Raw genomic sequence first — 12,540 nt, 5'->3', positions numbered from 1 at the left:
CATGGCATGGGCCGGCCGCTGAAACGGCTGGCCAGGAATCTGACCGCGATCCTGTGCGCTCTGGGTTGCCTGGTCTCCCTGGCGGCCTGCGGCTCCGACAAGGAGGTAGGCAAGATCCGGGTGGGCATCAAGTTCGACCAGCCCGGTCTGGGCTTCAAGAAGGCCGGGACCTATGTGGGCTTCGACGTGGACGTGGCCACCTATATCGCCGACAAGCTGGGCTACAGCGCCGACGACATCGTCTGGAAGGAGGCCCCCTCCAAGCAGCGGGAGGCCATGCTTCAGAACGGCGACGTGGACATGATCCTGGCCTCATACTCCATAACGGATGAGCGCAAGCGGGCCGTCTCCTTCGCCGGACCATACATCGTGGCCGGCCAAGACCTGCTGGTGCGCAAGGAGGACCACCATATCCGCGGCCCCGAGGACCTCAACGGCAAGCGTCTGTGCTCAGTGACCGGATCCACCTCGGCCGTCACCGTCAAGAAAAAGTTTGCCAAGGAGGTCCAGCTGATGGAGCAGCCCGGCTACGCCGAATGCGCCACCGCCCTGTTCTCCGGCATCGTCGATGCGGTCACCACCGACGACATCATCCTGGCCGGCCTGGCCTCCGCCTCCCGGGGAAGACTGCGGCTGGTGGGCAAGCCCTTCACCCAGGAGTACTACGGCGTGGGCATCAAGAAGGGCAATACCAAGCTGGCCCACAAGATCAATGCGGCCCTGGCCGACATGGAGGCCAACGGCTCCTGGCAGCGGGCGCTGGAGAACAACACCCGGGGCACCCACTACAAACCCGACCCGCGGTTCAATCCGCCCAAGCCCACGGAAGGGGAGTGAGATGTCAACCATCATCGAACTGTTTTCCGACTACGACATCCCGGCGGCCTTCTGGGTCAACATCCAGCTGACCCTCTGGTCGGCCCTCTTTTCGCTGATTCTGGGCATCATCCTGGTGATCATGCGCATCTCGCCCATCTCCTCCCTGCGCGCCGTCGGCCGAGGGTATGTGGAGTTCTTCCAGAACATGCCACTGACCATCATCATGGTCTTCATGGTCCTGGGTGCCTTCGCCCAGCTCAAGATCAGCTTCTCGCCGGAATTCTCCGTCAACTTCTTCTGGCTGGCGGTGACGGGCCTGTCCCTGTATACGGCGGCCTTCGTCTGCGAGTCCCTGCGCTCGGGCATCAACACGGTGCCCCTGGGTCAGGCCGAGGCGGCCCGTGCCCTGGGGCTGAGCTTCTTCCAGTCGGCCTCGCAGATCATTCTGCCCCAGGCCTTCCGCGGGTCGGTGGCGCCCCTGGGCAACACCTTCATCGCCCTGCTGAAGAACTCCACCGTGGCTGCAGCCGCTTCCGTGGCCTCCGAGAGCTCCTCCCTGATGAGCGAGATGATCGAGTTCCACGCCAACGCCATTGTGGCCATCTTCCTGATCTTCGCCCTGGGATACGTGATCCTGGTTCTGCCTATCGGGGCGCTGACCACGTACCTGTCCAACAAGCTGGCAGTGAGGAGGTGAGCGGCCATGGCACAGGACAATGAGAGCTCGCTGCTCTTCGATCAGCCCGGTCCCAAGGGCCGGCGCACCATACGAATCGCCAACTGGATAGCTGCCGTCATCCTCGCCATAGTGGTCATCCTGGTGTTGATGAGGCTGCACAACCCTCCGGAGGGTGAGAACCAGCTGAGCTGGGAACTCTGGCGTCCGGCTCTGGACTACGAAGCCTGGTCCGACTTCTACCTGCCCGGGCTCTGGCTGACCATCAAGGCCTCGGTCGTTGCAGTGATTGGCTCGGTCATCTTCGGGTTCATCTTCGGCATCGGCCGTCTGCTGCCCAACGGGTTGGTCAGGGCAGTCTCAGGCATCATAGTGGAGTTCTGCCGGGCCGTTCCGGTGTTGATGATGATGATCTTCTTCTGGCGCTGGTTTGCCTTTGCCGGAATCAGCCAGGCCTCCTACTGGGCCGTCGTGTTGGGTCTGATCCTCTACAACGGCTCCGTGGTGGCTGAGCTGATCCGTTCGGGCGTGGGCAACCTGCCCAACGGTCAGCGCGAGGCCTCCCTGGCCCTGGGGCTGACCAGGACCCAGTCGCTGATGCAGATCGAGGTTCCGCAGGCCGTCTACGCCATGCTGCCGGCGGCCGTGACCCAGCTGGTCGTGGTCCTCAAGGATACGGCTCTGGGCTCCATCATCATGTACACGGATCTGCTGCAGGAGTCCCGTCGTCTGGGTTCCATGTACTTCAACATCCTGCAGACCCTGGTGGTGGCCTCGGTGGTCTACTTCTTCGTCTGCTTCCTGCTGTCCCACTTCGCCCGCTGGCTGCCCACGAAGATGCAGGAGCGCACTGCCGCCCCAGCCGACTTCGTGGAGCCTGCCGCGCCTGTGGCCATCATGGATCCCTCCAATGTCAACCAGATAGCCGTGGCCAAGGAGGTGGACGAGGACCGGTACGGCGGCGCGCCGCTGCAGTACCATGCACATCACCGTGGATCGAACGCCTCCATCCAGCACTGGAGGAAGACCCGCTACATCCAGGGCTATGACCGTACCCAGCCCGACACGCTGGTCGATCCGCACAAGGCGAGCCTGGAGATTCCGGACTTCCTCAAGCCCGGCCGTGGCGGCCGCTCCGGGGGCGATCAGCACGCCGAAGGCAAGACCGGAAAGGGCGAGAAAGACGGTGGCGACAAAGACAGCAAGCACAGGAGCTGACCAAGATCTCCCGGCCGCTTTGCTGCCTGGACGGAGCCGGTCTCCGGCCGGACTTGTGTGCCTGGCCGGATAGACTGGTGGACATGGTCCAAGAACATGCTGATTCCTCAACCGCCTCGACCGACCGGCCCGTCTCCCTGGGCGACCTGGTTCCCGAGGCGGGAGGCCCCCGCAACCTGACCGAGGATCAGATTTACGACCGCTTCTTCTCCTGGGTGGCTTCCCGGGGCATCACCCCCTGGCCGCACCAGGAGGAGGCCGTGCTCTCCCTGGTTTCTGGCGACCATGTGATCCTGTCGACCCCGACCGGCTCGGGAAAGTCCATGGTGGCCCTGGCCATGCATTTCATCGCCCTGTGCACAGGGCGGCGCTCCTATTACACGGCTCCCATCAAGGCCCTGGTCTCCGAGAAGTTCTTCGACCTGGTTTCGGTTCTGGGCCGCGACCGTGTTGGCATGATCACCGGCGACACCCATATCAACACGGATGCCCCGGTCATCTGCTGCACTGCCGAGATCCTGGCCAACCAGGCCTTGAGGGAAGGCAGACATGCCGATATCGGCTGCGTGGCCATGGATGAGTTCCACTATTACGGGGACCCGGACCGAGGCTGGGCCTGGCAGGTGCCCCTGCTGACCCTGCCCGATGTGCAGTTCCTGCTCATGTCGGCCACCCTGGGCGACGTGGATCAGATCGCCGTGGACCTGGAGCGCAAAACCGGGGTGGGTGTGGACATCGTCGCCGACGCCCCACGACCGGTGCCTCTGGATTACCGCTATGTGGACACCCCTCTGCCTAGCACAGTGGAGTCCTTGCTGGCCGATGGGGATTCGCCGGTCTACATTGTTCACTTCTCCCAGGATGCCGCCCTGGAGACGGCCCAGGCCCTGTCCAGCACGGGGGTCTCCGACCGGGGCCAGCGGGACCGGATCAAGGAGGCCATGGCCGGCACCCGCTTCACCACGGCCTTCGGTAGGATTCTGCAGCGCTTGTTGCGCACCGGGGTCGGGGTCCACCATGCGGGCATGCTGCCCCGGTATCGGCGTCTGGTGGAGCAGCTGGCCCAGGATGGCCTTCTGCCGGTCATCTGTGGCACGGACACCCTGGGGGTCGGCATCAATGTGCCCATCCACACGGTCCTGCTGACCGGGCTGACCAAGTTCGACGGCTACAGGATGCGTCGCCTGAGGGCTCGGGAATTCCACCAGATTGCTGGCAGGGCCGGGCGCATGGGCTTCGATACCAGCGGGCTGGTCGTGGCCGAGGCCCCCGAATACGAGATTGAGAACGCCAGGGCCGTGGCCAAGGCTGGCAACGACCCCAAGAAGCTCAAGCGGATCAAACGCAAGAAGCCCCAGGAGGGGTTTGTCACCTGGGGCAAGGGGACTTTCGACAAGCTGATCGAAGCCCGTCCCGAGACCCTGACGCCGCACCTGAAGATCTCCCACGCCATGGTCCTCAACGAGGTCGACCAGGGCGGTGATGCCAGGAGGCGGGTGGAGGATCTGATCGAGGACTCCCGTCAGACCCCGCAGCAGAAGGAGCATCTGCAGGACCGGGCCGACGAGATCTTCCAGACGCTGACCGACACCGGGGTCATCGAGACCGAACGAAACCCCGACGGCGGCCTGGACTACTTCACGACCGTGGACCTGCCCGAGGATTTCGCCCTGGACCAGCCCCTCTCGCCCTTCCTGCTGGCCGCCCTGGAGCTGCTGGATCCCGAGGACCCTGACTACGACATGAATCTGCTCTCCATGGTCGAGGCCACCCTGGAGGATCCCCGGCAGATTCTCAAGGCCCAGCAGCGGCAGGCCCGTGACGCGGCCATCCAGCGGATGAAGGAGGATGGCCTGGAGTACGAGGAACGGATGGAGCGTCTGCAGGAGGTGACCTGGCCCAGGCCCCTGGAGGAGCTGCTGGGGGAGGCCTTCGACCGCTACCGTCGGGACGTTCCCTGGGCCAACGACTATGAGATCCACCCCAAGTCCGTTCTGCGGGACATGATCGAGACGGCCTCGGACTTCAACGGCTACATCGCCCGCTACGGAATATCCCGGTCGGAGGGGACCCTGCTGCGCTATCTGTCCGATGCCTATCGGGCGCTCAGCAGGACGGTCCCCGAAGAGTTCATGGACGAGCGGCTGGAGGACATCCTGGCCTGGCTGGGACTGATCGTGCGCTCGGTGGATTCCAGCCTGGTGGATGAGTGGGAGGCCGCGGGCAGGGCTGAACATGGCGAAGTCGCAAGCGGCCTGGATGCCGCTCCGCCCAAGGTGGAGAACCAGGTGGTGGCTGACCGGCGTGGGTTGACCCTGCTGGTGCGCAACGCCATGTTCCAGCGGGTGGAGCTGGTTGCCGCCGACCGGCCGGAGGCCCTGGCCGACCTGGATGCGGACTGGGGCTACGGCCTGCGGGCCTGGAGCGACGCGCTGGACGACCTTTACGAGGACCATGAGCAGATTCTGACCGATGCCCAGGCCAGATCCTCGGACTTCTTCAGCCTGGATGACCGTGACGAGTACCAGGGGCACACCTGGCGGGTCCAACAGATCTTCGACGACGTCGAGGGGGAGCGCGACTGGGGCATCGCAGGCATCGTGGACCTGGACGCCACCCAGGAGAGCGGCCAGGCCGTCTTCAAGGAATACCGCGTGGGTCCCATCGAGGAGCTGATGGACCTCTAGCCCCGAGGCGCTACAGGACCTTGGAGAGGAAGGACTGCAGCCGAGGGCTCTGCGGGTGGCCGAAGATCTGTTCAGGCGTGCCCTCCTCCTCGATGATCCCGGCATCGGTGAAGATCACCCTGGAGGAGACCTCCCGGGCGAAGGCCATCTCGTGGGTGACCAGAATCATGGTCATGCCGCCCTCTGCCAGGGAGCGGATGACTTCAAGCACGTCGCCCACCATCTCCGGATCCAGGGCCGAGGTGGCCTCGTCGAAGAGCATGATGTCCGGGTGCATGGCCAGTGCGCGGGCGATGGCCACACGCTGCTGCTGCCCGCCTGACAGATCCGTGGGCCGCGCGTCCGCCTTCTCCTGAAGCCCTACGGTCTCCAGCAGGTCCAGGGCCTGCTGCCGGGCATCCTCCTTGGGCGTCTTGTGCAGCATGTGGGGGGCCAGCGTGATGTTGTCGGCCACGCTCATGTTGGGGAAGAGGTTGAAGTGCTGGAAGACCATGCCCACGTGCTCGCGCAGCTTGTCGATGTTGGTCTTGGGATCGGAAATGTCGATTCCATAGACGCTGATGGTGCCCGAGGTCGGCATCTCCAGGGCATTGATGCAGCGCAGCAGGGTGGACTTGCCCGCGCCCGAGGGGCCGATGATGGAGATGACCTCGCCCGGCTTGACCTCCATGTCGATCCCCTTGAGGACCTCGGTGTCGCCGTAGCGCTTATGCAGGTCGCGGATGGATACGGCCGCCTGGGAAGTTCCCTGGTTGAGGCGACTTTGGTTCTGGCGGATGCGACGGGTCAGTCGTCCGGTGTCCATGTCCGGGTCCTCGAAGTTCATCGATGCAGCCTCCTATCGAGCATATTGGCCATCCAGGTCAGGGCGCTGATGGCGACGAAGTAGATGACGCCCACCATGAACAGGGTCTCGGTCACGCGGAAGTTGGCCGCGTAGATCTGCTGGGCCTGGTAGAGCAGCTCGCCGAAGCCGATGGCCAGCAGCAGGGAGGAGTCCTTGAGCATGATGACCAGCTGGTTGATGATGGAGGGCGTGGCGAATCTGACGGCCTGGGGCAGGATGACCCGACGCAGGGCCATGCGACGTGTCAGGCCCAGGCTGCGGGCTCCCTCCATCTGCCCGACATCCACCGACTCGATGGCCCCGCGCACGATCTCCACCAGGTAGGCTCCGGAGTTCAGGGACAGGGTCAGTGCGCCTGCCAGCCAGATGCTGATGCGGTGACCGATCAGCTGGGGGACGCCCAGGTAGAAGAAGAAGGCCCAGACCAGGACTGGTGTGCCCCTGAAGACCGCCACGTAGATCCGGGCGATCCAGGACAGGATCCGGTTGGGGCTGATCCGCCACAGTCCCAGGATGATGCCGATGGCCAGGGCGATGACGAAGGATATGGCCGTGATGGCCAGGGTGTTGCGCAGGCCAAGCATCAGGGAGGGGAAGGCCTGGCGGACCAGCTCGAAGAATCCTGGCCTGGAGGCTGGGGCGCTCTTGCTGGACTGGCCGCTGCCCACATAGGAATCGACCAGCTGTTTATAGCTGCCGTCGGCCTTCATCTTGGCCAGACCCTCGTTGAAAGCGGCCACGAACTCCCTGTTCTCGCCCTTGCGGACGGCCGCCCCGTAGGAGGCACCAGGCTCCTTCTTGGTCACGGTCTTCAGCCCGTTGCCCTGGGCTATGCCGTAGGCCAGGACCGGGTAGTCGTCAATGACCGCCTGGGCATTGCCGGACTTGACCATCTCGTACATGGTGGAGGACTGGTCCACCGCCTTGACCGTGAAACCGTACTGGGCCGCCCGCTGCTTGGCGAAAGCCTCGCCCTCGCTGCCGGTCTTGACGGCCACCACGCTGCCTCGCAGATCCTTGTAGCTGTGGATCTGGTCGTTGTCCTTGGCGATGGCCATCTGCACGCCGGAGTCGAAATAGGGGTCGGTGAAGTCGTAGACCTGCTTGCGCTGGTCGGTGATGGTCATGCCGGCTATGACCACATCGGCCTGCTGGGAGTTCAAGGCCTGGAGGGCGGCGTTGAAGCCCAGGGACTGGATCTGCACCGAGAACCCCTCGATGTCGGCGATCTTGCGGATCAGATCCATGTCGATGCCGACCAGCTTGCCGGAGGAGTCGCGGAATTCGAAGGGGGCAAAGGTGGTGTCGGTGGCGACGCGGAAGGTGCGTCCGTGGACCGCCTGCGCGGCGGGTGAGTCCTGGGCCGCCTGCGCCGGCGTGGCCAGGGGGGCGACAATCAGGGCTGAGAGCCCCAGGACCAGGGCGAGCAGGCCCATGGCCCACCTGCCTGGACCGGATGTCCATCCCTGGCGAACATGCTTGGCGATCACTGGCGATTCTCCTTATTGCTCCTACTGTGCCGGTCCCGGTTGTTTCAGGGCGCAGGCCTTGCTGCCGCCCATGGGCCTACCTGAAGATGTTCAGGCGGATGACCAGTAAACTGTACACACACCGGGTTTCCGGGACCCAACTACGCGCTGGGCGATACGGTCATATAGGTTTCCAGTCTAGCGCGTTCGTCTTGCTGTTTGTGGCAGGCGCAGGCCTATGCTGGTGAAGGCGGGGAGCCATAGGGCCCCGAGGAATGAGGTATTGCAGATGGTTGATGATCTCTTCCAGGCGGCGGATCCCCCCGAGGAGCACACCCTGCCTCTGGCGGTCAGGATGCGGCCCAGAAGCCTGGACGAGGTGGTCGGCCAGGACAAGGTCACGGCTCCTGGAACCCCTTTGGAGCGGCTGGCCCGGTCGGATCCGAACAACCGCCTGACGGCTCCCAGCTCGGTCATTCTTTTCGGTCCTCCCGGGGTGGGCAAGACCACCCTGGCCTACATCGTCGCCCGACAGTCCGGGCGGCATTTCGAGGAGCTTTCGGCCGTCACCTCGGGGGTCAAGGAGGTGCGGCAGGTTCTCGCCCAGGCTCGGGAGCGGCTGGTCAGCCAGGGCCAGGAGACGGTCCTCTTCATCGATGAGGTCCACCGCTTTTCCAAGTCCCAGCAGGATGCCCTGCTGCCCAGCGTGGAGAACCGGGATGTGACTTTTATCGCAGCCACCACGGAGAATCCCAGCTTTTCGGTCATTGCGCCCCTGCTTTCCCGCTCGGTGGTGGTCAAGCTGGAGGCCCTGGACGACCAGGACCTGGCCAAGCTGGTCCGCAGGGCCGTCAAGGACCAGCGGGGGCTCAAGGACCAGGTGCGGCTGGATGCAGAGGCTCTGGACCAGATCGTGCGCTTTTCCGGGGGCGACGCCCGTCGTGCTCTGACCATTCTGGAGGCTGCGGCCGGGGCCGTCACCGAGGGCGGGCCTCGTGCCAAGGGGGCGCGTCGGCCCCTGATCAATGCCAAGGTGGTCTCCTCGGTCATGGACGTGGCCGCCGTCCGCTATGACAAAAAGGGCGACGACCACTATGACGTGGCCTCGGCCTTCATCAAGTCCATGCGGGGTTCCGACGTGGATGCGGCCCTGCACTACCTGGCTCGGATGATCCGGGCAGGCGAGGACCCGCGTTTCATCGCTCGACGGATCATGATCGCCTCCGCCGAGGAGGTGGGCATGGCCTCTCCGGAGGTGCTGGAGATCACGGTCGCGGCTGCCCAGGCCGTGGCCATGGTGGGCATGCCGGAGGCCCGGCTGATCCTGGCCGAGGCAGTCATCGCCGTGGCCACTGCGCCCAAGTCCAACGCCTCCTACCTGGCCATCAACCAGGCCCTGGAGGATGTGGACGCCGGGCATATCGGCCAGGTTCCCCTGCACCTGCGCAATGCCCCCACCAAGCTGATGAAGGCCTGGGGCAATCATGAGGGCTACCAGTATGCCCACGATGCGCCGGATGCGGTGGCGCCCCAGCAGTACATGCCCGACGAACTGGTCGGGCGACGCTACTACCACCCCAATGACCGGGGCTATGAGCGTCAGCTGGGTCCACGACTGGAGGCCATCAGGGCCATCCTGGACAGGGCAGCCGGGCCGGGGGGAAACGCCGGGTCTGGGCAATGACCGTCCAGACTCCTATACTGGGCACCCAATAGACGTTGAGCAGCCACACAATGACCGAAACGCCGCAGGGTCCAGGCCTTCCATATTGACGGTCGCCACGCTCCCACAAGGAGCCTGTCGTCGTCGGCAGGTCTGGCATGGACGCATGGGGCATGCCTGCCTCATGCACGGGCGCGAGGGTGACGATGTCGACAGCGGTCATTGACAATGCAGACATATCCGAACAATCAAAGGGCCTCGGCGTGGCCGAGGACGACCTGGCGGTCCGCGAGATTACCCGGCGAGTAGACAATGCTCGTGAATCGGCTACTTTTTACAAGATCGTGGCCCTGGTGGCCGCGGGAATGCTCATGGACAGCATCGATGTCTATGTGGGCAGCGCAGTAGCCAGTTCAGCACTGAGCACCGGGTGGTCCACGGTCGCCCAGAATTCCCTCTTCCTGTCGGCTGGTTTCCTGGGGCTCCTGGTGGGCTCGCTGCTGGCCGGATTCATCGGAGACCTGCGGGGGCGCAAGACCTCCTATCAGATCAACCTGCTGCTCTTCGGCGGCTTTACCCTGCTGGGCGCTCTGGCCCCGAACATGGCCGTCCTCTCGGTCTGCCGCCTGGGGGCCGGCCTGGGTCTTGGCGCCGAAATCGTCACCGGATTCTCCATGGTCAACGAATTCGCTCCCATCAAGCATCGCGGCCGCTGGAGCGCCATCGTCTCGCTGGTGGCCAACACCGGAGTGCCCCTGGCCATGCTCCTGTGCGCCTGGATCATTCCGCGCTGGTCCTGGCGGCCGCTCTTCGTGGGCATTGGTCTGGCAGCGGCGTTGATCTGGTACCTGCGGCGTGACATCCCTGAGTCCCCTCGATGGCTGGCCCAGCACGGGCGGATAGACGAGGCCACCCAGGTGGTCGAGCTTCTGGAGGCCAACAACGCTCAGGGTAATTCGGGCTCCGGTTCTGCCAGTGGCTCCGCCCTTGTTGGGAAAGATGAAGGCACTCAAGCACCTGCCAAGGCTTCGGGCAGCATTGTCCGCGGCCTGATTGTGGCCACTGTGGCAGTCTCGGCCACCAATGTCTGCTCCTACGCCTTCACCTCCTGGGTGCCCACCATCCTGCTCAAGCGGGGCATCAATCTGAGCGGATCCCTGTGGATCAGCACCCTGATGATGCTGGGTGCCCCCCTGGGCTGCCTGATCGGATCCCTGCTTTTGGACCGGATAGGTCGTAAGCGGATCATCGTCACCGCCTTTCTGCTGACAGCGGTTTTCGGTATGCTCTACGCCGCGCAGACCAGCCAGGTCACGGCCATCCTGGTGGGCATCCTGCTCATGGCCAGCCTCTACGTCCTCATGTCTTCAGTGGTGGCCGTCTATGCGCCCGAGCTCTTCCCGACCACGGTCCGCTTCCGTTGCGTGGGCATTGCCAATGCCGTTGCCAAGCTCTGCAATGTGCTCATGCCCGTGCTGATCGGTGCCATGCTCAGCGTATGGGGGAGCACCTCGATCTTCGTCACCATCAGCCTGGTTGCTCTGGCCTCCATGCTGGTTGTAGGCCTGATGGGCTGGGAGACCTCGGGCCGTTCGGTGGGCTGATTCTGCGGTAAGCGGGTCAGAGCTGATTGGCCAGCAGCCGGTTGTAGACGCAGCGCAGCTCGGTCTGGAAGGTCTCGGGGTCGATATCGGGATTCTGCTTGAACAGGTCCGTCCACCAGTTGTTGACCGACCTGATCCGTTTGCGCGCGATGTCTGCGCCCGACCTGGTCAGGGCGATGATATTGACGCGGTGATCGGCTGGGTTCTGTTCACGGCTGACCAGGCCCTGGGCCTTCAGAGCCTTGAGATCCCTGGCCAGCAGACTGGGGTCTACGCACAGATCCCGGGCGATCTGCCGCTGACTGAGGCCTGGATGATCATAGAGATATACGATCAGATCACCTTGAGTGCCCCGTAAGGTGGAGTCGCCCATGTACCGGCTGGTGTCATTGCGTGCATGCCGGTAGATTCCGGCTATGCAGCTGCTCAGGTTGTGGTAGTGGCTCTTCTTCAACATCGCTGCTGCCCCCTAGCTGGTAAGGAAAATCAAAGAGCTCGGCGGACATGATTGACCGCATGGACCCCTTCGGCGCCGTTCCCCTTCCAGGCCCATTTTCGACAAGTCCCAAACCTCGGCCTTATATGAACAACGCATTTTCATCATATCAATACCGTCGACACCATGGGGATGATCCACGATCGGGACATGGATCAGGCAGGCCATGATTGCCCAGACGCCGATTCCGATCGAGGCCTGTCACGGCCGATCGTCTAGGGATTTCTGTCTCCTTCGTGCTCGTGGGCTGAAAAGGGACTGCCTGTTCACGAGGCTGTGCGGGTCAGCATTTGGGGGAGTATGACCCATGGAAGTCGGGGACTATCACCGTCATTGCTCCACGGTATGCTAAGATGTTCGCTTTTTAGCGCTGAGATCTGGAAAGGACTGGCATGCGGGTACTGGACTTCGACGGCACCATCTACGATGGCGAGAGCCTGCTTGACTTCTACCTGTTCACTGTCCGCAAGGATCCGCGGGTGCTTGGCTACCTGCCGATTGCCCTCTTCTATGCCGTCCGCTATCGTCTGGGCCGGGTCACCCTGGAGCAGCTGGACTCGGCCATGCGTCGGGTGGGCTCGCGCTACCTGCGTCGGCTGACCTCGCGTCCCGGCTTTGACATGGACCGGCTGGTCAACCAATTCTGGGATGCCAACATGCACAAGATCATGGATTGGTACACCCCCCAGGCTGACGATGTGGTGGTGACCGCCTCCTTCGATCTGGTGGCGGGGGAGGCCTGCCGCCGACTGGGCATCACTCGCTGCATCGGCTCCACCCTGGATTTGGAATCCCTGACCGTGGGCTACCTCAACTTCGGGCCTGACAAGCCCCTGCATTTTCAGCGGATCCTGGGCAAGAAGACGGCCATTGACGCCTTTTACACCGATTCGGCCTTCGATCTGCCCATGATCGATCTGGCGCGGCGTGCCTATATGGTGGAGCATGGCCGGGTCCGTCGCATCAAATAGGTCAACCCTGCCAATTCCCGCCAAGATCCGTCGGCGGGTTCAGCCCCGACCAACCCTGCTATCGTTCTGCTTAGAAGCAAGTGAGCATAA

10 protein-coding genes are annotated in these 12,540 nt (G+C 63.6%); 7 read left to right on the top strand and 3 right to left on the bottom strand.

All coding sequences use genetic code 11. The annotated features are described in order from the left end of the window. Positions 1 to 6: 6 nt before the first annotated feature. From QRX41_RS05800 to QRX41_RS05785, 4 genes are all read left to right on the top strand, one after another. Positions 7 to 837 (top strand): glutamate ABC transporter substrate-binding protein, encoded by an 831-nt coding sequence (locus tag QRX41_RS05800; protein ID WP_313839358.1) that lies wholly within the window; start codon positions 7 to 9, stop codon positions 835 to 837. Position 838: 1 nt separating this feature from the next. Next, the gene (locus tag QRX41_RS05795) at positions 839 to 1,516 is read left to right on the top strand and encodes an amino acid ABC transporter permease (RefSeq protein WP_024627819.1); all 678 of its coding nucleotides are present in this window, start codon (positions 839 to 841) and stop codon (positions 1,514 to 1,516) included. Between the two features lie 6 nt (positions 1,517 to 1,522). After that, a complete protein-coding gene (locus tag QRX41_RS05790) occupies positions 1,523 to 2,713 on the top strand; it encodes an amino acid ABC transporter permease (RefSeq protein WP_313839304.1) in 1,191 nt (396 codons plus the stop codon). Positions 2,714 to 2,796: 83 nt separating this feature from the next. Next, on the top strand, positions 2,797 to 5,400 hold the full coding sequence (locus QRX41_RS05785) for a DEAD/DEAH box helicase (RefSeq protein ID WP_313839302.1): 2,604 nt from the start codon (positions 2,797 to 2,799) through the stop codon (positions 5,398 to 5,400). A 10-nt stretch (positions 5,401 to 5,410) separates the two neighbouring features. Here the strand turns inward: QRX41_RS05785 and QRX41_RS05780 are convergent, their stop codons facing one another. Continuing rightward, the gene (locus tag QRX41_RS05780; protein ID WP_101432222.1) at positions 5,411 to 6,226 is read right to left on the bottom strand and encodes an amino acid ABC transporter ATP-binding protein; all 816 of its coding nucleotides are present in this window, start codon (positions 6,224 to 6,226) and stop codon (positions 5,411 to 5,413) included. Next, positions 6,223 to 7,737 (bottom strand): amino acid ABC transporter substrate-binding protein/permease, encoded by a 1,515-nt coding sequence (locus tag QRX41_RS05775; protein ID WP_313839300.1) that lies wholly within the window; start codon positions 7,735 to 7,737, stop codon positions 6,223 to 6,225. The genes QRX41_RS05780 and QRX41_RS05775 overlap by 4 nt, the downstream gene beginning before the upstream one ends. Before the next feature lie 268 nt (positions 7,738 to 8,005). On the opposite strand from QRX41_RS05775, the gene QRX41_RS05770 reads away from it, so the two are divergent. Together QRX41_RS05770 and QRX41_RS05765 are read left to right on the top strand one after the other, a co-directional pair. Then, positions 8,006 to 9,400 (top strand): replication-associated recombination protein A, encoded by a 1,395-nt coding sequence (locus tag QRX41_RS05770; RefSeq protein WP_045924187.1) that lies wholly within the window; start codon positions 8,006 to 8,008, stop codon positions 9,398 to 9,400. Between the two features lie 185 nt (positions 9,401 to 9,585). After that, positions 9,586 to 10,983 (top strand): MFS transporter, encoded by a 1,398-nt coding sequence (locus QRX41_RS05765; RefSeq protein WP_313839297.1) that lies wholly within the window; start codon positions 9,586 to 9,588, stop codon positions 10,981 to 10,983. A gap of 16 nt (positions 10,984 to 10,999) precedes the next feature. Here the strand turns inward: QRX41_RS05765 and QRX41_RS05760 are convergent, their stop codons facing one another. Then, positions 11,000 to 11,440: a MarR family winged helix-turn-helix transcriptional regulator gene (locus QRX41_RS05760; RefSeq protein WP_045924188.1), complete on the bottom strand. Its 441-nt coding sequence runs from the start codon at positions 11,438 to 11,440 to the stop codon at positions 11,000 to 11,002. Positions 11,441 to 11,871: 431 nt separating this feature from the next. Between QRX41_RS05760 and QRX41_RS05755 the strand changes: the two genes are divergently transcribed. Next, on the top strand, positions 11,872 to 12,450 hold the full coding sequence (locus QRX41_RS05755; protein WP_313839294.1) for a haloacid dehalogenase-like hydrolase: 579 nt from the start codon (positions 11,872 to 11,874) through the stop codon (positions 12,448 to 12,450). The last annotated feature ends 90 nt before the right edge of the window (positions 12,451 to 12,540 follow it).

Origin of the sequence: Bifidobacterium kimbladii (assembly GCF_032193675.1) — a bacterium.
Lineage (GTDB): Bacteria > Actinomycetota > Actinomycetes > Actinomycetales > Bifidobacteriaceae > Bombiscardovia > Bombiscardovia kimbladii.
The sequence above is the reverse complement of the archived record's forward strand: the minus strand, read 5'-3'. Positions and strand labels throughout refer to the sequence as shown.